We start from the raw sequence: 21,961 nt of genomic DNA, 5'->3' as shown, positions 1-21,961 counted from the left end.
TGGCGGCCAGCATGCGTGGAGACAGGGTCCGTAGCGGCACGGTGTTCGACGGATGAGGAATCTGCGTTTCTGCGGGAAGCCCTACTCGACCGAACAGTCGAGGATCCGTCCGTCCACGGTTCCGATCAGCAGCCGCCCCGGTCTGGTGAGTGTGAGCGATAGGGGCACCACGGGTTGGCCGCCGACTTCCAGGTACTGCCGCCACCGTACTGTCCCGTCGCAGGTGTGTAGGGCGACCAGCTCACCGGAATTGAACGCGACATAGACCGTGTTCTCGTCCCCGTCCAGGGCGGTGGCCGGGAAGTCGGCGGTGAATACCCACCGCACGGCTCCGTACAGGCCGCTGCGCCGGACAACGAAGACGTTGCCGGGCAGCAGACCGGCACCGTCGTGCACAGTTCCGGCGTGCACCAAGTCCCGGTTCCCCGCACTGCCCACCTCGATGCCGGGCCCACCGAAAAGGTGTCCAGCCCGCTCCGTGTCCCACTCGAGGGGGAACAGCTCCCGCACCCGGGACTCACCGTCGCGACCGGCCGGGTCGACGGTAACGACGCATTTGCCCTGCCATGGCTCCTCACGGTCCTTGCCCTGTAGGAAGAGGAGTTGGGTGCTGTGGCGGATCGGAAAAACATGGTTGCCCGCGTCGAATCCGCCGAATGGCACACGCTCTTCGGGTGTTTGGCCCGCAGGGCGGATCAGCGCCAGCCAGCCCTGTCGGTGCGAGTCCGTGGAACGTAGTGCGAGCCAACCGTCGTCGCGTGTGGTGAGCGTGACCGACGAGTCCAGACGTAGCGAGTCGAGCACTTTCCCGTCCGCGAGCGACACCCGGACCACGAGCGGTGACTCGGTGACCCGTTCCTCGTCCACCCAGCGCCATTGCCCCCGCTCCACGTTGACCCAGGCGTCGAGCTGACCGGCACGGACCACGAGTTGCCGGCCGCCTTCCTCGTCCCGCACGCGCCACTCCAGTTGCCCGTCGGGCAGCCATGATTCGGCCAGAACACCTTCCCCGCAGGCCAGCACTCGCCCGTCCGGCAGCTCCTGGACATCCCACACCCGCAGGCGCGGCTGCCACCGCTGCCCGATCAAGGCTGCAAGCGACTCGATGCCCCGACTGGCCTCCACTCCTGTTGCGGGGCGCTGGAATTCGACTTGCTGCCCGCTGAGCTCTCCAGGTTGCACCGAGCCACCCGCGACATTGCTCCAGTCGAACCGTTCGACGACCGCCGAGAACGCGTAGGAGTGCGCTTTGGCGTCGTAGTGGCCGTCAGGGAAGTCGTCAGGTGGAGCCACCACGACCCGCAAAGCCCGCTCGCCGGCCCATTCGACGTGCAATACCTCCCGTGCCCAGCAGAGCACCGAGGTCGACTGCCCCGAGCGTAGATCGAGGATCAGCAACTCGCCCTCGAAGGAGTACCCCCCGTCGTACGCTCCGGTCCCGACCGCGACTACCTGCAGCGTCGGGTGAAAGGCCACCGAATGCACGGGCCACCTGGACTCCACGACGAACCGGCACCGAAGATCCTGCGCGCCATAGATTCCCACCCGGTACTGTCGCCAGCGCCTGTCGGCGGTCGTGCAACCGGACCACATCAGATACCCCAGGTCGCCGCCTACGGCGACGAGGTCACGCTCCTCGTGGACGGCGACAGTCGAAGGCGCGCCGATCTCGGCGAAGGGGTGGTCACCGAGTATGCGGCGAATGGTCAGCAGACCGGACATGTAGCGATAGCTCCTAGTTAGTAGAAAAATCATGCTCGTGTCAGTCCACCCGACCTGCCTGCCGGTTGGACGCCTCGAGACGCTTGCTCGGCGGATAGGTGTTGCCAGACACGATCATTCGTCGACGTCGACTTCGGCGCTGAGAGCCTGGACAGCTTTGTCGTACTGACCGCGGTCGAACAGGAACGGGCCGAATGGGGTGTCGTCACGATCGGTGCGGTAGGGCGGTTCGAAGCAATCCCACACGACGACGTTGCCGGTCAGGGCGACGCGGGTCAGCAGCCCCCAGCAGCCAAATTCCCCGCAAATGCACACGAGTACAGGTGTCTTGTGTCCCAGGGGGAAGGGAGACGATCTGCGGAAATGGTTCATCGCTCGCCCGAACAGGACAAAACGTGGAACGAGACCGCCATAGCGACCGCCCGCAGGCTGCATACCCGCGCTGATCCCGAAGGTGAGATCAGTCAAGGCGATGGTGTCGATACAGGGGACGACCTGGAAAACACGCCCGTCTTCGGGCGGTCCGGGACGGTAGTCGAATCCGATGTCGCTGGCGGTAGTCACGCGCCGACGCTGGAAGCGCTTCCGATCCCGGGCACGTGGCCTGACCGCGCCCGCACGACGACGCACGTCGGCAGCCGAGGCCTTTCCGGGGGTCACCGGCTCAGGCGCACAGCGCCTTTCCCACGAGAAATGATCACGGCCTCACCGTAATCCGCGATTGCGCATCTGGCAAAGCCAGACGCTGCCCGCTGCGTTGGCCAGTGCGCACTCATCGGCTGGCGGACGTTCTGAACCGCACCATGTTCCGGGCGCGGGCGCCCCGCATTGGCCGGTCCGGTCAGCGCGGTATGCGACATAGAACATTCGGAGCGCGCCCAGAGTTGGCGAACTCGGGGCGCGCCTCGCCGCGTCGCGGCATGCGGAAACTGTCTATGCGTTTGTGCTGATCAGATTGTCAGCAACCGGCAGGAACCGGCTCGTCGTCGACCAGCCGGAGTCGCCGGGCCAGATCCGAGACGAATACCCGTTCCGGGTCGGCGGCGTCGCGGATCCGTCGCCATTCCTCGAGCCGCGGATACATCGCTCGAATCATCTCCGGCGTGGTGCGTGACTCCTTGGCGAAGTAGAGGCGACCCCCGGCCGCCAGCACCCGCTGATCGAGCTCGGCGCAAAACTCGCTCAGCCCTGCCTTCAGCGGAAAATCCAGACTCAGCATGAACCCCGGGTGCGGCCACGACAGCGGGGCCCGACTGCTCGACCCCATGCGCTTGAAGACGTTGAGAAACGATCGATGACCCGAGTGAGCAATCGCCCGGACCGCCTCGGCCAGTTGGTCTTCGGCGCCATAGGGCATCGAGAACTGATACTGCAGAAAACCACGCCGACCGTACCCACGGTTCCACTCCCCAAGCAGGTCCAGGGGATGAAGGAACTGAGTGATGTTCTGGATCAGCCCCCGGCCCTGCTTCGCGAACGTGCGGTGGGTGACCTCGCCGCCGATCCGGGTAGTCAGGTTGTTGACCATGCCGTTGGGGAAGATATCGGGAACCGTGAACAGCTGCGGCGCATTGAAATGCAGCGGATCCTTGCGCAATTTGGCCGGCAACTGGTCGAGGGTAGCGAGGTTGCCGCGGCTGAACCCCGCGCGACCGAGTCTCGTGTCGGTGCTGATCGTGTCGGGCACCGCCACCGAGTACTCGTAGCCGTCGTCGGAGCCGCCGGTCAGCAGCTTCATCGTTTCGTCGAGATTGTTGGTGCGGTCGCTGTCGACGAAGAAGTACGCGGTTTCGGTGTGCTTCATCCTGATTCGGGCACGCACAACGATGCCCGTCAGGCCCATCCCGCCCACGGTCGCCCAGAACAGATCCGCATCGACCCCGTCGGGCCCGATTGTCCGAACCTCGCCATCGGCGGTCAGCAGATCCATCGACAGCACGTGGTTGCCGAAACTGCCCTGGGAATGATGGTTCTTGCCATGGATATCGGAAGCAATCGCACCGCCGACAGTCACCTGCCGAGTGCCCGGCAGCACCGGAACCCACAGGCCACGCGGCAGTGCAGCCCGCATCAAACTGTCGAGGCTGACGCCGGCCTCGACGTCGACCACACCGCTGTCCGGGTCGATCATGTGGATGCGGTCGAACGCGGTCATGTCGACAACGAGACCACCACCGTTCTGCGCCGGGTCTCCGTAGCTGCGACCCAGCCCACGCGCGATGACACCACGCGGTCCCGCCTCACGGACGGCCTTGGCGACCGTGTCGATGTCGGGAGTGGAAAGTACCTGCGCGACAGTCGGTGCGGTACGGCTCCAGCCAGCCAGCGGACGTTGATCAATCACCGATCCCCCATTCGTGAAATGCACGTCCGCCACCGTAGCGGCTGATTTCCCGTTCCTCGACATCCGGCTCTTCACCAGATCGATTGACCGGACAGGTTAGACACGAGAGTGACGGCCCCGAAGACGATGACCGCCATACCGATCAGCGCCAAGCCGATCCACGCCGCGCGAAATACCCTCGGTCCGTTGCCCACCCTTGATGTTGCACCGATCCGTCAGCCAGACGAACTCAATTCGGCTAGTGGATGTTCAAGCGCCGCGGTCACTCTCGCCGCCCACTGCCCCGCGCTGGCCGGTTCGGTCAGCGCGATCAGCGGCGTTATGGTGCGTTTCTCTGGTGACCGAGTTCGTCCTGAGGACTTCTGTTCAAATCGACCGAGACGAGGGTCTGTTCGATATCCCTGTCATGATGGAATCCGTCGTGGGCATTGTCGGTCGGGCACTCGTAGGCCTGCCTATTCGGGTGGCCAGATGGCGCTCAGCACGCGGCCTGGCCAGTCATCGGGAATGCCGGCCAGGGTGACGTAACTGCCGTAGAACGAGCCGATGAGCATGCCGGTGAGGACGTCGAGATCGGTGGACGCGGGAAAATCGCCCGCTGCCAGGGCTTTTCGCAGCAGGGCGCGGCGCGGCTCGACTATGCGGGTCTTGAACGATTCCAGCAGTTCGGGGTGGCGGCCTTCTTCGGCGAGTAGTGAGCCGAGAATGGCCATGGCCGGACCGGCCCGCAGGTTGTCGTGGAAGTTCTCCAGGATCGCCAGGGCGTGGGCGCGCGGGGTCGAGGCGGTGGCGGGTGGCTCCACGGCCCGCAGTGAACTGATCACCGCCGCAACCAATTCCGCCTTGTTTCGGTAGCGGCGGCGCAGGCTGGGGGTGGTGGTGCCCGCGGCGGCCGCGACCGATTCCAGCGACATGCGGGCGTAGCCGAGCTCGCCGAGCGAGTGGGCGGCGGCCGCCAAGATCGCTTGGTCCAGGGCCGGGTTCCTCGGTCGTCCGGCTTTCGGTTGCGGGGTGCTCATTACATTGCGATAGTACATCGGAACGTAATTGATCGATGGAAGGACCCATCATGACGGAGTCGTTGCCGGTGAGCGCGGTGATCCGCGTCGGACGCGCCACCTTCGACCCGAGCCTCTTCACGGACTTCAGCGCCCTGGTCACCAAGCAGGCGGACTACCTGGTCCCGGCCATCAAGGAATTGCCGGGCCTCATCTCCTGGTTCACCGGCGTCTCGCCAGAGGGTTCGATGGTGCAGATCAGCATCTGGGACACGGAAGCGCACGCCAAGCAGATGGACGACCTGAAGTTGATGGCCGTTGTGGCCCGCGGCGAAATGGAGGCGATCGGCGGCCATTTCGAACGCCCGATCATCAACTACCCCATCAACTGGACCATCGCCGGATCGGTGTCGGCCTCCGCGGTCATCCATGTCGCCCGCGGCAGCTTCGACGCCGACCGGTTCGCCGAGGTCGAGACCCTGGCCATCAAGCAGGCCGAGTACCTGATCCCGGCCATCGAACGACTGCCTGGACTCGTGCACTGGTATACGGCCGTGTCGCCGGTGGGCGCGATCGCCAATATCAGCGTCTGGGACTCCAGTGACCATGCGGTGCAGATGGATTCGCTGCACGAAATGGTCACCGTCGCCCGTGGGGAATTCCAGCAGCTCGACGCCCTGACCTTCCACCCGATCGTCGACTACCCGATCAACTGGACGATCTGACCGGATCCGGTCCACCCGAACGGCGAGTCTCCCGCTCGTCGTTCGGGTTCGCGCTGCGATCACAATCCTGTAGATGGCGTGCCCGCGGGTTCCGGCCATCGCCCTCGACCTGCTCCGCCACGAAATTCTCATGACCCAGCGCCCGATACCCGACGAGGTGATCGCATCCATCATCGACGAGATCGCGCTACCCCTGATCCGGCCCCCGACAACGCCAGTGACGCCGGAGCGCGCTCCGCGCCGCGGGCAGGCACCGCACCGGCCAACACCCGCTATTGCCGACTGGTGTGTTCGTGCTCTAGCTGGGGTGGCTCGGCCACTCGTCGCAGCGTCTCTGCCTGTTGATCTTCCCAGCGCCACGATGGCCGCTACCAGGGCACCACGCCGTCGCGGCCGATGAACGAGCCGGATGTGGCATCGACTTTCAGCATCGCGGCCTCGACCACGGGCTCGGCGCCTTGGGCGGCGGTGAGCGGCGCTTGCGCGCGGTTGATGGGTGAGAAGTCGGTCTGCACGAATCCCGGATCAACGGAGAACACCCGAATGTCCGTGTCCGCCAGAACCTTCGACAACGTGATGGTCAGGCTGTTGAGTGCCGCCTTGGAGGCTTGATAGGCGGGCACCACCATATCGGCCGGATCAGCTTGCGCCTGGAGGGTCAGCGATCCCATGAACGACGACACATTCACGATCCGACCCGAGTCACTGCGCCGAAGCAACGGCAGCAAGGCCTCCACCGTATGGAACACCCCGATCACATTGGTCTCCAGCGTCCGCCGCACCGACTCCGGATGCGCATACCGGCTGGGACTCGGCGCATCCCATTCGGCAGCGATGCCCGCATTGTTCACCAGCACATCCAACCGCCCATGGTCCCGCGCAATGATGTCGGCCAGGCGCTGCACCGATTCGAACGAGGCGACATCGAGCTCCTGCCCCTGCGCGTCGACACCCCGCTCGCCCAGCTGCCGCGCCGTGGCCGCCGCCGCCTCCTCGGACCGGCCCGTCACGACGACCGTGTACCCAGACAATCCCAATGCCAGCGCCGTCTCGAACCCGATACCACGAGTCGAGCCCGTCACCACCGCAATGTCCGCCACACCTATTCCTCTCCGGACGTCTTGTCTCGAAAGACCTTCCCTCCGAGGATGGCGTGCAAGGACCACCTAGCACCGGCGGAAAACCGACCTGACGCTCCGCTCTCCGCATCGTGCCGTCAACACGTCGGCTGGATTCGGAGGCTACGGGAAACGCGCGACACCGTTTCTCGACATCTCGGTCCACCCGGGAACAGGAGCAAGAAACGTCTCCGTCCCGACCGCGGCCACAGGGCCGAACGGCCGATCCGATCCAGTTCGCCGAGATCGCCATCGGAGTCGCGTTGGGGTGGACCGGCATTCTCGCGGATGCGCTGGAATCGGCAATAGCGGACGTTCTGCACCGCACCAGGTTCCGGCCGCCGGCGCCTCGCGCTGGCCGGATCGGTCAACGCGGGACGCGGTGTGGGCTCAGGATGTCTCTGGGCCGCCGCCGGTCTCGCCGCCGGCCGCACCGCGCTGGCCGGTTCGGACAGCGCGGGAGCATTACAGGATGTTGAGCGCCGGCTACCTGACCACCACAGCCAGGGCGCTTCGTCTTCCAGAACTACCGGAAGGATCTCTTCCCGCTCAACCTGCTCAGCGAGTTCCTTCAAAACCTCGGCTCGGCATGGGGCTAGAGTCTGTTCTGGCCGTATCGTCGGACACCGCCAGGAATGTCGGCCGTAGATCTGTGCGGGCCGTGGTGGCGGGTGCGTTCTCGGTGGCCTTGTCCTCATGGCTGAACAGCTGGGCCCGAATGGGTTGCTCGTCGCTCACAATTGGGTTCTCTCGTTTGTTGTATGTGGGTCTCACGCGGCTCGTGCCGATCCGCGCAATGCGCCTCACCAGGGGTCAGGGTTCGCGGTGCGATGGATATCGCGGTCCCCGCACGACCTCGCCCCACGGTCCCGAGAACCATGAAACCCGCCTCGGCGGCGCGGGTTTCATGCTGTCGGCTCCTAGATCGCGCGGACGCTCTGGGCCTGCGGGCCCTTCTGGCCCTGGCCGATCTCGAACTCGACACGCTGCCCCTCGTCGAGGGACTTGAAGCCGGAGCCGGAAATCTCGGAGTAGTGGACGAAAACGTCAGGTCCGCCGTCGTCTTGCGCGATGAACCCGAAGCCCTTCTCGCCGTCGAACCACTTCACACTGCCTTGCGACATATTTGGTTTGTTACTTCCTGTTGCGAGCCGAGCAATCACATCGACAACCGTCCTCCCCATCAGCATGTCACATACTCGTGAGTCAGCCGGAAACGGCTCGATCAGCAGCACCCGCACGGCTAGGCCGGATTCTTCACCAGCTCACTGCAATTCGGACAGATCGAGGCCGAGCATGGCCAGCAGATGCACGCAATCGGCGGCATCCAGTGCGTGATCGGCGACTGTCTTCGCGGCCAGCGCATTTCTTTCGAGGTGTGCCGCCTTCTCAGCGGCGCGGACATCCGCGAACACGGTTGCCGGACCGGTGAAACAGCTGCTTCGGGCCGAGGTCATGAAGGCTCCTTGCGGGTAGCCCCGACCGAACACCGAACGCCTGCGATCGAGGGCCGATACCGATCACGACCCGCCGCATCCCGTGTGACGGCCGATGATCGAATCCGGCTGATGCCGACATTACCCGCTCAACCGCCGCGGTACTCGATTACCCACATACCGGCCAGTCCTCAATTCTTGTTCCGCGGTGGACTTGGTCAATCGAACTGTGAGCAAGATCGGTCCATCCTCGGCGCGGCCAACGGTGTGAGCCGCGGTGCTCGTTTACAACAGCGCTGGACAACTGCGGCAGGGTCCTGCCGACGCTCACCCACCCGTTTGCATGACCCTGGCTCGCTATTCGAGGTAGTCGTGGAGCAACTGTGAGCGCGATGGGTGACGGAGCTTCGACATCGTCTTCGACTCGATCTGCCGGATCCGCTCGCGGGTGACGCCGTAGATCTTCCCGATGTCGTCGAGGGTTCGGGGCTGCCCATCGTCCAGGCCGTAACGCAGACGCATGACACCGGATTCGCGCTCGCTGAGCGTGTCGAGCACCGCCCGCAACTGCTCCTGCAGCAGGGTGAACGCCACTGCCTCGACGGCTACGACGGCCTCGGAGTCTTCGATGAGATCACCGAACTGGGTGGTGCCCTCGTCACCGAGCGTCTGGTCCAACGAGATCGGTTCCCGTGCGATTCGCCGAATCTCGAGAACCCTCGCGGGCGGGATATCCAATTCCGCGGCAAGCTCGTCGACCGTTGCCTCGCGGCCCAGCTGTTGAAACAGTTCGCGCTCCACCCGCCCGAGCTTGTTGATGATCTCCACCATGTGCACCGGGATCCGAATGGTGCGGGACTGGTCGGCCATGGCGCGAGAAATCGCCTGGCGAATCCACCAGGTGGCATAGGTCGAGAACTTGAATCCTCTGCTGTAGTCGAACTTTTCGACCGCACGCACCAAGCCCAGATTGCCCTCCTGGATCAGGTCGAGAAACGCCATACCGCGCCCGGTGTAGCGCTTGGCAATCGATACCACCAGTCGCAGGTTCGCCTCGAGCAGATGATCTTTGGCCGCGATGCCGTCCTGCACGACCCAGGTCAGGTCCCGGCGGCGTGCGACCGTGAGACCCAAATGCTCGCAAGACTCGGCACGCAGCTTCTCCGCCGCATACAACCCGACCTCGATCCGGACCGCGAGGTCGACCTCTTCGGCCGCGGAGAGCAGCGGAACTCGCCCGATCTGCTTCAGATACGCTCGTGTCGAATCCCCAGCGGCGGTGAGCTCGGCCTCCTTGCGTGCCCGGCGCAGCGCCGGCGACTCATTCTCATCCCAAATGTCGTCCGCGGTGTCATCGTGCTCCGCCAAGGCGGCAGAGGAGTCTTGGTCGTTCGTTTCGCCTGCGGTCGTTGCCACATTCGCCTCTCCGAGAGATTCGGGCGGCATCGCGATTCGAGAAACAGGACCGCAGAGAGGCCTCGAGCGGCTCGGCAAGCACCAGAACCACTGACCAGCGTACTGGTAAACAGGCGGATTGAGGCGACGACCGGCCTCCAGCCCATGCGTTCCAGTTCGCTTCGAGCCGAGCTGCCACGCGATCGGTGTGCAGGACCGCCGCACCATCGGCGCCCAGGCACCGAACCGTCCGCACCATGAGCGGAGATAACCCGGAGCGCGGACCGCGCCGGGCGGGGCCCTCATCGCTGCGTGATGCGAGCGATCACGGACCCTCGTGGCATAGTTGGCGATCGAGAACGGGCTTTTCACCAAGAATCTGCCCGGCTCGCTACAGAAGAGAAGTTGCTTTAAACATGGCTCAAGGCAGTGTGAAATGGTTCAACGGTGAAAAAGGCTTCGGCTTCATCGCCCAAGACGGCGGCGGACCTGACGTTTTCGTGCATTACTCGGCCGTGAGCGGCGCGGGTTACAAATCCCTCGACGAGGGTCAGCGTGTCGAGTTCTCGGTGGAGCAGGGCAAGAAGGGCCCCCAGGCCACGGACGTCCGCGCCATCTGATTCAGCGCGATTGGTCTTGAAGAGCTTCGCACCGAGGTCGGTGCGAAGCTCTTTTCATCGGGCCGGCGGGGCAGAACCCAAACCCGGCCCTCGCCAGATGGCGCTGGCGGCAGATGTACAACGAGCGCGGCAAGCGCCACAGTTCTCGACGAACCCGACCAGCTCATCCGAGACATGGCCGATTAGTCCTCTCCACGGGCGGACGGTGAGCACCGCCCCGAAACTGTCGGCTCAGGTACGGGTGTTCGCCACCGGCAACGGCCGCAAAACCGACCCCCGTCGATGCTCACTCGGTCGCCCTGGCAGCCTTGCGCGCACCGAATCTGCGCCGCGTCGAAGCTGATCCGGAACTGATCGCCCTGGGCATGCTCGCCGATCGTCGCGACGAGCTCGGCCGGGCCCGCACCGAGACCTTGTGTCGGCTGCACCGACTGCTGCTGGAGTTGGTTCCCGGTGGCGCCAAGACGTTTCTGTCGGCTCGCCAAGTCCGCGACCTGATCGCCACGATCACGCCCGAGGATGCCGCTGCCCGGGTCCGGCTGCGTTTGGTCACCGAGCTGATCGAGGATCTGGAAACCATCGACCGCAAGACCAGGGCCGCGGACACCGAGTTGCGGCAGCTGGTCACCGAGCGTGGTTCCACGTTGATGGACCTGCACGGGATCGGGCCATCGTCGGCGGCAAGGCTTTTGGCTGATACCGGCGATATCGGTCGATTCGCCACCCGGGACCGGTTCGCGTCCTGGAATGGCACCGCACCACTGGATGCGTCCTCGGGTGATCAGCAGCGGCATCGGCTTTCCCGCGCCGGCAACCGCAAGATCAACCGGGTGTTGCACATCATGGCAATCGTCCAACTGCGCAACCACACACCCGGCCGCGTCTACTACGACACGCGCAGAGCCGGCGGGAAAACCTCGATGGAAGCATTGCGGGCGCTCAAACGCCGCCTATCGAACACCGTCTACGCCCGGATGCTCGCCGACCAGCAGCGCCGTGAACTTGCAGGCCCGGGAGGGCAATCGGGGACGACTACTGACTCCAGCGCGACCGGCTCCAACCCGCACACCGGCCCTTCGGACAGGCCACATCCCGGACCCACGCTCAAGGCTAGCTCTGCACCCACACCGATGTCTTGACATAGAGGGGTGCCATAGCGGATGTTCTGCGCCGCATCGGGTTCCGGCCACCGGTTGCTGCGCGCCGGCCGGTTCGGTCAGCGCTGAGCACGGCAGGATAGTGCACAGCAATGTGCCAGCCGATGTTGCAGTCGACCGGTCTAATCACGCACAACCACCGAGGAATTAGCGAAATTTCGCGCGATTTGCGATCAGTAGTGCGAGGCTATGCCGGTCGCGCGAAACTCGGCAGATGCGGACGTTCTGCACCGCACCAGGTTCCGGCCGCCAGCGCCTCGCGCTGGCCGGTTCGGTCAGTGCGATATGCGGCAATAGTGTGCGTTCTCCACGCCATCACCACCGACCCGCGCAAACTGCAGCTAACGGTCCCCCTTTCGTCTGGGGGATTTCCCTGATGCCTCGGGTCGGCGCGGACTATTACGGTGACGCATATCGACGACCGCAGTGTGGAGGGTGTCATATGTTGCCGGAGCGGAACCGACTTTTCGTGTTGACCGCCGTCACGACACTGCTCGCGGCGGTGAGCATGACATCTGCCGCAGCCATCGCGGACGTAACGGCGGGGCTCGAGCAGTTCTACGGTCAGCGGCTGGACTGGAAGTCCTGTGACACAAGGGAACTCGACGTGGCCGAGTGTGCTGATGTCACTGTGCCGCTCGACTACACGGATCCTGGCGGTCGTACGATCACGGTGGCGATCTCGCGGGTGCGCGCCACCTCGCTGGAGCAGCGACGTGGCGTGCTGTTGACGAATCCCGGTGGGCCCGGGGAATCCGGTCTCGAGTTCCCGCTGGCGCTTCGCGCAACCATGACCGCACCGGTGCGCGCCCGATACGACCTGATCGGCATGGATCCGCGCGGCGTCGGCCGATCCTCCGGGATCGACTGCGGGTGGCCCGTCGGATTCGGTGTGGAGGCGGCCGGTATCGACGTGTCCAGCTACGCGAGATCCGTTGTGAGGCAAGGTGAACTCGCCGCCCGCTGCTGGGCACGGCACGGTGATTTGCTGCCGTACATCTCGACCCGCAACACCGCACGTGACATCGACGTCGTGCGCTCCGCGCTGGGCGAGCCGACCATCAACTATTTCGGAACGTCCTACGGCACATATCTCGGTGCGGTGTACACCCAGCTCTTCCCCGAACACACCGACCGTATCGTCCTCGACAGCGCGATCGACCCCCGGCAATACGGTGCCAGTGCCCTGCAATCCGACAACGGCGCACCCGGCGAAGCAGCGCTCGGCCAGTGGGCCGACTGGGCTGCCACCCACGATGCCGAATACGGCCTCGGCGCCACCGGCCAGGCGGTTCGCGCCCGCGTCGAGGGACTGCTCCAACGGTCTGCCGAGACGCCGATTCCCTTCGGCCCGTTTCTGATCGACGACCACTCCTTGCCCGTCGTCCTGTTTCTCGGGATCGGCGACTCCCGCCGCTACCCAGACCTAGCCACTCAGATCCGTCAGCTCGCCGACAGTGCGAACGGCGCAACAGTGGAACTGGACCCGGACGTGGAACAGCAACTGGCCCTCATCCTCACCGCTCAGCCGCACGACCTATCCGCCCTGACTGCGATCACCTGCGATGATGCCCCAGCCCCGCGAGATCCGGCCGAATACTGGCGCAGCATCCAGAACGTACGCGCCGCCCAACCGATCTTCGGGCCACTGTTCGGCAATATCAACCCGTGCGCCTTCTGGCCGTCGCCCCGCGAGCCCGCCACATCAGTAGCCAATGCGTCGCCTGCACTGATCGTCCAGGCTGACGGTGATATCCACACGATCTACGCCGGCGCGGTCGCCATGCATCAGGCACTGTCCGCGTCCCGACTACTCACCCTCCGCAACACGGTCGTACACGGCCTATTCGGCAACATCCCTAACCGCTGTATCGAAGCATCGGTCAACGCCTACCTCGCCGAGGGAACCCTTCCGCCCACCGACAGCGTCTGCGATCCGGACTAACTGGTTCTGGCGGCGCGGAATCGCCGACGGCCATGTACAGACCGCTAGCGACGCGTCCGGCGATCGAGTGTGCTCAACTCGGCACGACAGGACGGGGCGGAGTCTCGACGCTCAGCCCGGTCGCTGGGTTATCGCCGCCGACCAACCCGGACCCGAAGCGCACCGATAGGTTCACGGGAGCGAAAGCGAACCGCGGCCTAGGCTCGGATCGGCCGGCGTGAAATCGGTGACAGTGCAAATATTTTCATTCGTCTCGGGGGTGGAGTTGATTATCGATACGCAGACCGGGACCGCCGGTGTCTGGCGGTGGCTACGGCAATGTCGCCGCGGTTTGCTGGGTCTGGCCAGCGGAGTGTGGATGGTCGGGTGTGTCTACGGACTGTTCACCGTTCCCGCTCGCGTCGAGGCACAGTGCACTTTCTACCCGCATGCCGATGCGGCGACCCGACGACTGCTGGTCCTGGAACTCGTGCTCGCGGCGGCGCTGGCGCTGGCGGTAGTCGTTACCGAACGTCCCCGACAGCAAGGCGATCTCGCCGAGGATCCTGGATCCCTGCCGATCCTACGACCGTTGCGGTCGGTGGGGATCGTGTGGTCGTCGTTCGGGTTGATCGCGCTGCAGGACACCGGGATCGCACCGTTCCTCGGGTACATTCGTTACGACGATCTCCCCCAAACCCGAATGTACGCACTGTATGCGATGTGGGCGGCCACGATCGCTCTCGGCACGGCCGCGGTGGTACACACCCTCGTTGTCGCCGGAGTCGACCTGCGCGGCCGGTCGAAACACGTCGTCCCGGTGAGGCATTGGCAGGCGTCGCTGGCCTTGATGGTCGGTGTCTTCATCGGTATCGCCCTGGCTGTACCAGTGTGCGTGTACGCCTGGAGCCATCCGTCACTGTGCATTGCCCTGCCCCTCTGACTGCAATCGCCATCGCCATATCGTTGGATCTCTTCCCAGCCGAATCCGACGTGTCATCAGAGCCACCACAACCTGCTATGGGGGCGTTGCGTGCTGACGGGCACTGAAATCGGCAATAGCGGACATTCTGCACCGCAACAGGTTTCGGCCGTCGACGCCTCGCGCTGCCGGTTCGGTCAGCGCGGTATGCGGCAGTCCAGTGTGCTCGGCTGGCCGAGATGATCTCGGCGCGTTGATCTTCGGGCTTGCTGCGTGGCCGCTTCGAACCGTGCGACATGCGGCAGAATAGTGCGTCCGGAGATTCGCCAACTGCCTCCGGAGCACCTGCCGCGAGGAGCACCGACATTGCCACCCCCGGGGACTTCAGCGTGATCGCCTACTCGAACGACGCTCCCGTCGGGTGACGCCGCGAGTCGAACATCCCGGAATGCCGAACGCGGGGTATCCCGGCCGCAATACGAGGCGTGGGACGAGTGGGATGATCGGCTCCGAATACGGAATTCGGCGCAGTTGCGTGTGCCGCAGGGGGATCGGAGGATCTGGATATGGTCATCGGGATTCGAGGCGTACGTGTGGGCCACTGGACCGACTTGGTCGGTGAGACCGGCTGCAGTGTACTGATTTTGCCGGAAGGAACAACGGCGTCGTACGAGGTCCGCGGTGGCGCACCGGCCAGCCGCGAGCTCGATGCTCTCGCACCTGACAAAGCTGTCCTCCAGGTGGACGCGATTGTGCTGACAGGCGGTTCGGCCTTTGGGCTTGCCGCCGCAGACGGGGTGATGCGGTACCTCGAGCAACACAACCGTGGCGTGGCCACTTCCGGCGGCAAGATACCCATTGTTCCGGCACTCGCGCTGTTCGACCTCGATACGGGAAGTCCAGCCGCACGCCCGACCGCCGAACACGGATACGCCGCCGCAGCAGCGGCCGCTGGCGACCAGCTGCTCTGCGGGCGGATCGGCGCCGGAGCAGGAGCCTACGTCGCGCATTGGCGAGGCACGCAGTCACGACGTCCCGGCGGGATCGCTTACGCCGAAAAGCAACTGGGCGAATTAGTGGTCGGCGCGCTGTGCGCGGTCAACGCCTTCGGCGATATCGACCACGGCACTACCGAGATCTCGCTGGACGCTGTAGCGCAGCTGACCCGGCCCTTCGAGTTCGCAGATTCCCGCACTCATACAACGATCGGCGCCGTTGTCACCAATGCGCGGCTGGACAAGGTCGGCTGCCGAATCGTTGCCCAGGGCGCACACGATGGCCTTTCTCGCGCGCTCACGCCTCCCCATACCCGCTACGACGGCGACGGATTCATTGCCGCCGCAACCGGAGAGACCGACGCAGACGTCGACATCGTCAGACTAATGGCCTTGGCCGCCGTTACCGAGGCCATCAGATCGGTCGGACCCCGCACATAGCTGCCACGGCCACCAGACCTCCACCGAACACACTATTCTGCCGCTGACCGCGTACTGCAGGTGCGAGCACCCTATCCGGGGTCTTACCGACGATGGTGGAGCGATCCCCGTCTCAATAGAGCGACGACAATATTTTTGCGACGCACTGCTGGAACTCCACCTGGAACGGAATCAGGCGCGTGTGATTCGCCTTCGAGTCCTCAAAGCTGTTCGCCCACACCGCATCGTATGCTGATCGACGCAACTCGGGCCGCACACCGCGCTGACCGAACCAGCCAGCGCGGGGCCGTCTGCGAGACCGACCGCCGCGCGGGGACATCTGCCCATGCGATTTCAGGGCGATCGTTTCGCACTCCGGTCACTGCCGTGTGGCCATTGCTAGCCGATATCGGCGACGACGAACATCGGTGTCTGTTCGTCGGCCTCTGCCAGCAGGGTTCCGGAGGTGTCCCACAGAGCTGCGCGGCCGCACCCGGTGACCGGACCCGCAGGCCCCACGTGGTTGGCAAGGGCCACGTAGACGTTCGCACGGTCGGCGATGCTGGGATATATCGACGCACGTTCGGCAATGCCGCAACCGGTGCCGTACAGGGCGCTGGCCAGATGGACGTCACAACCATCTTCCGCGATTCGGCCGACCAGGTCGGGGAAATGGTTGTCGAAACAGGTGGCAAGGGAGAAACGTAAACCCTGGAGTTCGAAGCGGCCGTCTTTGTCCGACGAGGTGAAGAACTGCTGCTCTTCCTGAAACAAATGCTGTTTGTGATAGGTGGTGAGCAGATCGCCGGCGGCGCTGTAGACGTAAGTGGCGATTACGGGACGGTGACCGTCGAGGCTGGGGGCAGCGCAGTTCACAATGGTCGCTATCCCGGTGGCGCGCAACGGATCCAGGCGAGGGTCATCGGCGCGGAGCCACAAGCTCTCATCGGCTGCGGTGGCGGCAAGTTCGTATCCGGTCACCGCCAGCTCCGGAAACACGATAAGCTCGGCGGAGTCTGCACCTGCCTGTTCGGCGAGCCTGACCAGTTGCCCGATATTGGCCCGGACATCGGTCGGTGTGCAGGTGAGCTGTGCTACAGCGACTCTCATGCGCCGCAGACTACGCCGCGCAATGTGAACGCAGTGGCCTACGCGGTCGATGCCTTCCCCGGTCGGGTGCGCCGGCCCCTCTCCGGCCTCGGCGCACCGGCCCGACAGGGTCAAGTCCTGGGGCCTGGAAGATCAACTGGGACTGCCGATCTGAGCCTGGCCGAACGCACCATATTGTACCGATTACAGAATGCTCGCTGATGGTGTTCAGTGCATGGCGGCGGCACTGTTCGGCTCGGCCTGTGAGCACCAGCTTTGGACGTGGCCGCTTCGCCCGGGGCGCCTCGGCGGTTTCGTCCACTCCGTCTGGCCGAAGCCTGTCCGCTGGCCGACGGAGTGCGGGTGGTCGAATCGCAGCCGGCTTGCGTCCCCATTTCGCTGACGCGGTGTTACGTTCACGGGCGCATCGTTCGATAGCCAGGTACAGCACCGTCATTCGCGGTGCTGACAGTACATGGGATCCGAATCACGTTGTGGTGGTGATGATCAGATGTGGAGGGACCGATGAAAGCCCTGAAGACCACCACCGCAGCACTGCTCGCGGTCGGCACACTGGCACTGGCGGGATGTGGGCCCGACAACACCGGTGCCTCCCCGTCGACTGTCACCGCGTCTGAAACCACGACTGCGACCACCACCGCAGTCGACGGCGGCACACCTGCCCCGGGCACCACCACTTCCGCGGAAACGGGCGGTACGCCGACCGGCCCCGCGCTGTGCCGCGCCGCCGATCTGAAGCTGTCCACGGGCCGGTCCGACGGAGCAGCGGGTAGCGCGTACACCCCGCTCATCTTCAAGAACGCCGGAATGCATCCCTGCACGCTGACCGGATTCCCCGGCGTTTCATTCGCCAACAGCCGCACCGGCGACCCGATCGGAGCGCCTGCCGATCGAGACAAGCCGAAGCCGACGGTCACCCTGGGGATCAACGAGAAGGCCTCCGCCGTACTCCGCATCACCGATGCCGGGAATTACGGCGACAAATGCCAGCAGGTCACTGCCGCCGGCCTGCGGGTCTACCCGCCGGACAACACGGAGTCGTTCTTCCTGACCTGGGAGTCAAGCGCCTGTGCCAACACCGATGTCCACCTGCTGGAGATCTCGTCGCTCGTACCGGGCGAGACCGGGAACTGACCTTCAGTTGTAGACGTGACCCACAGCCCGCCGGTCCGGCCGATCACTCGTTCAGTGGCGGCCGGACCCCGGAACACACCCACGATCGAAATTGCGAAACGCCACTGCCGCATACCGCACCGACCGAACCGGCCGGCGCGGGGCGACGGAAGATCAATCGGCCATGCAGTTCCGGGCCCGGCAGAGCGTCGCCACCTGCAAGGCCGCGCCGGTCTGACGCCAGGTCGCGCCGCACCGGCTCGATCCGATCGCCGAGGCGGGGGCTGCGATCCGTCGATGTGGAACGCCAGCCGTAGCAGCGTTCGAGAAGTCCTGCGCCGCAACAGCACTGCCGTATCGGTGTGTCCGGGCGAGGCGTGCGGCCGTCTCGGCGGCACGCCCGGCCCGGCGAGCGCTATCGAGTCGTATGCCGTGATTGGTGCCCCGGCACCTCGCCGGGAGAATGCGTCAGAGACCAAGCAAGGGCAGGACCAGCGGAATCGGTCGTCGGGAAGCTGGATAACCCCCCTCAACTCGGGACAGCACGACAACTCCCCTCTCCTTGCGAAACATGAACTGACTCAGCACACTTCGAAGGTGCCCGACGAGAAGAACGAATCGCGCGAAGAGCCTGCTGCCTCACCGAAACCGTTTGAGGCACCCCGAAATTCGAGGAGATCGGCAGACAACGAAGACAGGTCGCCGAGCGGGGCTCCGCCGCAATCTCTGTTGGTCGAAGCCGCGACGTTCTTGCCGATACTCGGAATCAGCGTGCGCTGGCTCATCAGAAACCCCAGGGCTCTCGGCGCTTACCTTCCGTCGATAGTGGTCGGATTTGTAGAGCAGCTAAGGAAACTCGAGGACGCTCGGGCAGACCGCTATCGGGCAAGGGCTGCCCGTTTGAACGCCCAAGACGAGCGTGACCTGGATGCCCGCGAACGGGAGCTTCTACGGGAGTTGCCCCTCGTCCGTGGCCTTGTTGCCGAAGCCATTACCGACTCGGCAACGTCCCTGGCCGAGCTGCAATCCAAGCTGGCCTCGGAGACCGATCTTGCGAATAGAGCCTCCATCCTTGCCGAGATCAGTGAGGTTCGGCACCGTCTAACCACCCAGCTTCGAGCGCAGACCGACCTGGAAGCGCCGCAGCACCACGAGCATGCTGCGGGCCGGGACATCGGGGGCAGGGTCTAGACGAGATATGCGGGATACCACGGGTGTTCACACCGCGCCCGCGCCCGTGGCCGCCAGAGTATCGAGCAGAGACATCTGATCTTCAACCAGTTCGGGCGACTACGCTGCGCGGGCGACCGATTCGGTCGGCACATTCGTTGACGCCGGGGACATCGCCCGCCTGCTCGGGCAGGCCCACCACGCACTGGGATCGAAGGCTCGGGAGGGGCGGCGGGATAGGACCGGTTGCCGACCGTGATGGCGGCCTCGCCGCGGGAGCCGCCTCGTCGGCGAAGCCGGTTCAGTTCATGTTCGTGGTGTGGCGTTCGATCACGTCCTCGACCGGGCGGCCGCGTTCACCGGGATCCGCGGGTTCGGCGCCGTCGAAGATGGCGTCGAGAACTGCGGCGTGGTCGAGGGTGGCGGGCATGCGGTGGGAGGCACGGGCGCTGACGATGACCAAGTGCAGGACGGCCGCGTAGATGAGCGAACGGGGCGCGGTCAACCGCCACCCGCGGCGCTCGCGGTCGCGCAGCCGGGCTTCGACGGTGTCGAGCACATCCTGAATGACCTGGATCTCAATCCGGTCGGGGTCATCGCAGGGCATGACGACCCCCGAAAAACAGTGCGCCACACCCGAACACGGCCATCCGCAACACGGTGAAAAGCGACCTGCGGTGACCGACCGGCACCCGCGCCGCACGCGGATCGAGAACCATGCGCCCGGCCACGACCAGCGCGGTCCGCGCCCGCCACCGCACCCAGCAGCTGTCCACCCCGCATCCGAGATGCAGCTGCATTGCGGTATGCGCTTGTCCGGCAGTCAATGTGCCGGGATCGTCGTAGCACGACCACAGCCCACGCACCGCATACCCGGCCGTGCCGATCTCGGCCTCGGCGTGCTCTGTGTCAGCGGATTGCTGCTTCTCACGTTCGATGCGGTCGATGATCGCCTGCACCGACCACGGATTGCTTCTGGACATCATCGACCCCCTGCTCGTCGGGCGGCTATGTCGCGCCAAGCATTTGGAGAACGAGGTGATGCGATTCCTTGCCGGGCGTGAGATCAGGACACCACCGATGTCCTGGGGGGACAGCGAATTCGGACGTTCCGAACGCGATTGGTCCAATTGGCCAGGAGCGGGTCCGCGCCCGGCGTACAGTCTGTTCCGCGATGGCGCGTGTTCCGTTCCGAAAATTCACAGGATGCACACATGACCAGCGATGACGAACCCTCGACACTGCCCAGGCGGCAACTGGGCCGGTTCCTGCGCGAGGCCCGCGACAGCCGTGGATTCTCGATGGATCGTGCGGCTCATCTGGTGGAGCTGAGCAAGACCGCGTTGCACCGCATCGAGACCGGTGGCGTGAAAAAGCTTCGCATCCGCGACATCCGAGCCTTGTGCGAGCTGTACGAGGTCACTCCCACCGACACCGATCGGGCCGTGGAACTTGCCAAGCAAGCACAGGTCACCTCCTGGTACACCGCATTCGGCGGTCTCTACAGCGATACGACGTTCAATATGTTTGTCGGACTGGCGGCATCGGCCCAGCGTCTGATCACCTACCACGAGATCGTTCCGGGCCTCCTGCAAACCACCGACTATGCCCGCGCCCTGATCAGCGCGTTCTATGTCGACAGCAGCCGGGAAGACATCGAATGCCGAGTCGAGTTGCGGCTCAAACGGCAAACGATCATCACTCGCAAGACCGATCCGGTGAAACTTGAGCTGCTGCTTCACGAGTCGGCACTGCACCGCATGATCGGCGGACCGCGCGTCATGGCTGCCCAGCTACAGCACATGGCCGAGATCGGCAAGCTGCCGAACATCACGCTGCGCGTTCAGCCGTTCGCGAGCGGGTGCAGCCGAGGTCTGCTGCATGGCCCCTTCGTCATTCTCGAGTTCGGAGAGGATGCCAAATCTCGCCCGATCGAGCCGCCTCTCGTCTATCTCGAAGGAGCGGGCAAACCGGACATCTACATGGAAAGCAGCGACGACGTGCAGCGCTACCATGAAATCGCCTCGGCCATAAGAGAAACCGCATTGAACGAGACAGCAACGCGAGACCTGCTCAGACGGGTAGCAAGGAGACACACCGCATGAACATCGACCTGTCCGGAGCGCGTTGGTTCAAGAGCAGCCACAGCAGCGGCCAAACCGAATGCGTCGAAGTAGCCTGGCTGACCGGAGGCACGGTCGGAGTTCGCGATTCGAAGAATCCCACCGGCCCCGCCCTCGTCTTCGCCCCCGGCGAATGGGATGCGTTCGCCACCGGCATCATTCGAGGGGACTTCAACGGCCCGGCCTGAGGGGAGATGAAGCGGTACACCCGCTACGCCTGCGGTGGAAACGCCCTGTATGAGCCCCTTCCCGACCGGTGGATGGTCGAGATCGGCGAATACGCGCGCATCGACTACCAACACCTGTGGGGGTGGCCGGCGGAACCTGTCCGCTACACGTCACTGAAGGAATTGGGTATCAGCCTCGATGACCCGAAGCTCGGGCGAAGGCCGGCCGCGCCGCCATCTGCGGCGTGAATCCCGAAGCGATTGTGATCATCATCCGCGGGTAGCGGATACCCGCCCGGGCCGTACTGAAAGAAAGTGCCGCCCGAGCGGGCGCTACCCTTTGCGCGCCGACGCGGTGTTGTTTGGGGTGTCGGCACCGAGAAACCTATCGCGGCAGTTGTATTCCATCGATGACGCACAGTGCCGCTCATGCGACAGTATGTGCCGGGCGCTTGCTGCGCGCCTCCGGACGATGCAGCTCGAAGGAGCGGCCACACCGAAT

21 protein-coding genes and 1 pseudogene are annotated in these 21,961 nt (G+C 64.7%); 11 read left to right on the top strand and 11 right to left on the bottom strand.

All coding sequences use genetic code 11. The features are described 5' to 3' along the window. Positions 1 to 81: 81 nt before the first annotated feature. The 4 genes from ACIRRA_RS15805 to ACIRRA_RS15790 all read right to left on the bottom strand — a co-directional run bounded on the left by ACIRRA_RS15805 (position 82) and on the right by ACIRRA_RS15790 (position 5,085). Positions 82 to 1,722 carry a hypothetical protein gene (locus tag ACIRRA_RS15805; protein WP_402767876.1) on the bottom strand — a complete coding sequence of 547 codons (1,641 nt, stop codon included), beginning with the start codon at positions 1,720 to 1,722 and terminating at the stop codon, positions 82 to 84. Between the two features lie 114 nt (positions 1,723 to 1,836). Then, the gene (locus ACIRRA_RS15800) at positions 1,837 to 2,286 is read right to left on the bottom strand and encodes a hypothetical protein (protein WP_402767875.1); all 450 of its coding nucleotides are present in this window, start codon (positions 2,284 to 2,286) and stop codon (positions 1,837 to 1,839) included. A 394-nt stretch (positions 2,287 to 2,680) separates the two neighbouring features. Next, positions 2,681 to 4,129: an FAD-binding protein gene (locus ACIRRA_RS15795; RefSeq protein WP_402768163.1), complete on the bottom strand. Its 1,449-nt coding sequence runs from the start codon at positions 4,127 to 4,129 to the stop codon at positions 2,681 to 2,683. 392 nt (positions 4,130 to 4,521) lie between these two features. Continuing rightward, complete coding sequence (locus ACIRRA_RS15790; protein ID WP_402767874.1) at positions 4,522 to 5,085, bottom strand: TetR/AcrR family transcriptional regulator; 564 nt, start codon at positions 5,083 to 5,085, stop codon at positions 4,522 to 4,524. Between the two features lie 50 nt (positions 5,086 to 5,135). Between ACIRRA_RS15790 and ACIRRA_RS15785 the strand changes: the two genes are divergently transcribed. Then, a complete protein-coding gene (locus ACIRRA_RS15785) occupies positions 5,136 to 5,789 on the top strand; it encodes a hypothetical protein (RefSeq protein WP_402767872.1) in 654 nt (217 codons plus the stop codon). Positions 5,790 to 6,157: 368 nt separating this feature from the next. Here ACIRRA_RS15785 and ACIRRA_RS15780 read toward each other — a convergent pair whose 3' ends face one another. From ACIRRA_RS15780 to ACIRRA_RS15765, 4 genes and pseudogenes are all read right to left on the bottom strand, one after another. Continuing rightward, complete coding sequence (locus ACIRRA_RS15780; protein WP_402767870.1) at positions 6,158 to 6,889, bottom strand: SDR family NAD(P)-dependent oxidoreductase; 732 nt, start codon at positions 6,887 to 6,889, stop codon at positions 6,158 to 6,160. Positions 6,890 to 7,827: 938 nt separating this feature from the next. Next, positions 7,828 to 8,031 carry a cold-shock protein gene (locus ACIRRA_RS15775; RefSeq protein ID WP_402767868.1) on the bottom strand — a complete coding sequence of 68 codons (204 nt, stop codon included), beginning with the start codon at positions 8,029 to 8,031 and terminating at the stop codon, positions 7,828 to 7,830. A gap of 141 nt (positions 8,032 to 8,172) precedes the next feature. Then, the gene (locus ACIRRA_RS15770; RefSeq protein WP_402767866.1) at positions 8,173 to 8,364 is read right to left on the bottom strand and encodes a hypothetical protein; all 192 of its coding nucleotides are present in this window, start codon (positions 8,362 to 8,364) and stop codon (positions 8,173 to 8,175) included. A gap of 336 nt (positions 8,365 to 8,700) precedes the next feature. Continuing rightward, a pseudogene (locus tag ACIRRA_RS15765) lies at positions 8,701 to 9,768 on the bottom strand (RNA polymerase sigma factor); the annotation flags it as partial. A 386-nt stretch (positions 9,769 to 10,154) separates the two neighbouring features. Here ACIRRA_RS15765 and ACIRRA_RS15760 point away from each other — a divergent pair. The 5 genes from ACIRRA_RS15760 to ACIRRA_RS15740 all read left to right on the top strand — a co-directional run bounded on the left by ACIRRA_RS15760 (position 10,155) and on the right by ACIRRA_RS15740 (position 15,797). Continuing rightward, the gene (locus ACIRRA_RS15760) at positions 10,155 to 10,358 is read left to right on the top strand and encodes a cold-shock protein (protein WP_402767864.1); all 204 of its coding nucleotides are present in this window, start codon (positions 10,155 to 10,157) and stop codon (positions 10,356 to 10,358) included. A 308-nt stretch (positions 10,359 to 10,666) separates the two neighbouring features. Beyond that, complete coding sequence (locus ACIRRA_RS15755; RefSeq protein WP_402767862.1) at positions 10,667 to 11,497, top strand: transposase; 831 nt, start codon at positions 10,667 to 10,669, stop codon at positions 11,495 to 11,497. Positions 11,498 to 11,957: 460 nt separating this feature from the next. Next, on the top strand, positions 11,958 to 13,460 hold the full coding sequence (locus ACIRRA_RS15750; protein WP_402767860.1) for an alpha/beta fold hydrolase: 1,503 nt from the start codon (positions 11,958 to 11,960) through the stop codon (positions 13,458 to 13,460). Between the two features lie 358 nt (positions 13,461 to 13,818). Beyond that, positions 13,819 to 14,382 (top strand): hypothetical protein, encoded by a 564-nt coding sequence (locus ACIRRA_RS15745; protein ID WP_402767859.1) that lies wholly within the window; start codon positions 13,819 to 13,821, stop codon positions 14,380 to 14,382. Positions 14,383 to 14,927: 545 nt separating this feature from the next. Then, positions 14,928 to 15,797, top strand: a complete 870-nt coding sequence (locus ACIRRA_RS15740; RefSeq protein WP_402767857.1) for a P1 family peptidase — start codon at positions 14,928 to 14,930, stop codon at positions 15,795 to 15,797. A 378-nt stretch (positions 15,798 to 16,175) separates the two neighbouring features. On the opposite strand, the gene ACIRRA_RS15735 is transcribed toward ACIRRA_RS15740, so the two are convergent. Beyond that, positions 16,176 to 17,000 (bottom strand): carbon-nitrogen hydrolase family protein, encoded by an 825-nt coding sequence (locus tag ACIRRA_RS15735; protein ID WP_402767855.1) that lies wholly within the window; start codon positions 16,998 to 17,000, stop codon positions 16,176 to 16,178. Between the two features lie 390 nt (positions 17,001 to 17,390). Between ACIRRA_RS15735 and ACIRRA_RS15730 the strand changes: the two genes are divergently transcribed. Beyond that, the gene (locus ACIRRA_RS15730) at positions 17,391 to 18,020 is read left to right on the top strand and encodes a DUF4232 domain-containing protein (RefSeq protein ID WP_402767854.1); all 630 of its coding nucleotides are present in this window, start codon (positions 17,391 to 17,393) and stop codon (positions 18,018 to 18,020) included. Between the two features lie 576 nt (positions 18,021 to 18,596). Further along, on the top strand, positions 18,597 to 19,190 hold the full coding sequence (locus ACIRRA_RS15725) for a hypothetical protein (protein WP_402767853.1): 594 nt from the start codon (positions 18,597 to 18,599) through the stop codon (positions 19,188 to 19,190). Positions 19,191 to 19,470: 280 nt separating this feature from the next. Here ACIRRA_RS15725 and ACIRRA_RS15720 read toward each other — a convergent pair whose 3' ends face one another. Both ACIRRA_RS15720 and ACIRRA_RS15715 read right to left on the bottom strand, forming a co-directional pair. Next, a complete protein-coding gene (locus tag ACIRRA_RS15720) occupies positions 19,471 to 19,776 on the bottom strand; it encodes a hypothetical protein (RefSeq protein WP_402767851.1) in 306 nt (101 codons plus the stop codon). Beyond that, complete coding sequence (locus ACIRRA_RS15715; protein WP_402767849.1) at positions 19,763 to 20,155, bottom strand: hypothetical protein; 393 nt, start codon at positions 20,153 to 20,155, stop codon at positions 19,763 to 19,765. The genes ACIRRA_RS15720 and ACIRRA_RS15715 overlap by 14 nt, the downstream gene beginning before the upstream one ends. A gap of 228 nt (positions 20,156 to 20,383) precedes the next feature. On the opposite strand from ACIRRA_RS15715, the gene ACIRRA_RS15710 reads away from it, so the two are divergent. The 3 genes from ACIRRA_RS15710 to ACIRRA_RS15700 are packed head-to-tail and all read left to right on the top strand — an operon-like array spanning position 20,384 to position 21,708. Continuing rightward, entirely contained in the window at positions 20,384 to 21,274 is an 891-nt protein-coding gene (locus tag ACIRRA_RS15710) for a helix-turn-helix domain-containing protein (protein ID WP_402767847.1), read from the top strand. Further along, on the top strand, positions 21,271 to 21,480 hold the full coding sequence (locus ACIRRA_RS15705; protein WP_402767845.1) for a DUF397 domain-containing protein: 210 nt from the start codon (positions 21,271 to 21,273) through the stop codon (positions 21,478 to 21,480). The genes ACIRRA_RS15710 and ACIRRA_RS15705 overlap by 4 nt, the downstream gene beginning before the upstream one ends. A gap of 6 nt (positions 21,481 to 21,486) precedes the next feature. Then, positions 21,487 to 21,708 carry a hypothetical protein gene (locus ACIRRA_RS15700; protein ID WP_402767843.1) on the top strand — a complete coding sequence of 74 codons (222 nt, stop codon included), beginning with the start codon at positions 21,487 to 21,489 and terminating at the stop codon, positions 21,706 to 21,708. Positions 21,709 to 21,961: the final 253 nt, after the last annotated feature.

Source organism: Nocardia sp. NPDC101769 (assembly GCF_044766925.1).
GTDB lineage: Bacteria > Actinomycetota > Actinomycetes > Mycobacteriales > Mycobacteriaceae > Nocardia.
Note: the sequence above shows the minus strand (reverse complement) of the source record. Positions and strands in the feature narration are given on the sequence as shown.

What these genes read in the sequence shown, in the direction of transcription:
- ACIRRA_RS15805 (WP_402767876.1), bottom strand. Translation starts at nt 1,722, where the DNA reads ATGTCCGGTCTGCTGACCATTCGCCGCATACTCGGTGACCACCCCTTC.
- ACIRRA_RS15795 (WP_402768163.1), bottom strand. Translation starts at nt 4,129, where the DNA reads ATGTCGAGGAACGGGAAATCAGCCGCTACGGTGGCGGACGTGCATTTC.
- ACIRRA_RS15790 (WP_402767874.1), bottom strand. Translation starts at nt 5,085, where the DNA reads ATGAGCACCCCGCAACCGAAAGCCGGACGACCGAGGAACCCGGCCCTG.
- ACIRRA_RS15785 (WP_402767872.1), top strand. Translation starts at nt 5,136, where the DNA reads ATGACGGAGTCGTTGCCGGTGAGCGCGGTGATCCGCGTCGGACGCGCC.
- ACIRRA_RS15775 (WP_402767868.1), bottom strand. Translation starts at nt 8,031, where the DNA reads ATGTCGCAAGGCAGTGTGAAGTGGTTCGACGGCGAGAAGGGCTTCGGG.
- ACIRRA_RS15770 (WP_402767866.1), bottom strand. Translation starts at nt 8,364, where the DNA reads ATGACCTCGGCCCGAAGCAGCTGTTTCACCGGTCCGGCAACCGTGTTC.
- ACIRRA_RS15760 (WP_402767864.1), top strand. Translation starts at nt 10,155, where the DNA reads ATGGCTCAAGGCAGTGTGAAATGGTTCAACGGTGAAAAAGGCTTCGGC.
- ACIRRA_RS15750 (WP_402767860.1), top strand. Translation starts at nt 11,958, where the DNA reads ATGTTGCCGGAGCGGAACCGACTTTTCGTGTTGACCGCCGTCACGACA.
- ACIRRA_RS15745 (WP_402767859.1), top strand. Translation starts at nt 13,819, where the DNA reads ATGGTCGGGTGTGTCTACGGACTGTTCACCGTTCCCGCTCGCGTCGAG.
- ACIRRA_RS15740 (WP_402767857.1), top strand. Translation starts at nt 14,928, where the DNA reads ATGGTCATCGGGATTCGAGGCGTACGTGTGGGCCACTGGACCGACTTG.
- ACIRRA_RS15730 (WP_402767854.1), top strand. Translation starts at nt 17,391, where the DNA reads ATGAAAGCCCTGAAGACCACCACCGCAGCACTGCTCGCGGTCGGCACA.
- ACIRRA_RS15720 (WP_402767851.1), bottom strand. Translation starts at nt 19,776, where the DNA reads ATGCCCTGCGATGACCCCGACCGGATTGAGATCCAGGTCATTCAGGAT.
- ACIRRA_RS15715 (WP_402767849.1), bottom strand. Translation starts at nt 20,155, where the DNA reads ATGATGTCCAGAAGCAATCCGTGGTCGGTGCAGGCGATCATCGACCGC.
- ACIRRA_RS15710 (WP_402767847.1), top strand. Translation starts at nt 20,384, where the DNA reads ATGACCAGCGATGACGAACCCTCGACACTGCCCAGGCGGCAACTGGGC.
- ACIRRA_RS15705 (WP_402767845.1), top strand. Translation starts at nt 21,271, where the DNA reads ATGAACATCGACCTGTCCGGAGCGCGTTGGTTCAAGAGCAGCCACAGC.
- ACIRRA_RS15700 (WP_402767843.1), top strand. Translation starts at nt 21,487, where the DNA reads ATGAAGCGGTACACCCGCTACGCCTGCGGTGGAAACGCCCTGTATGAG.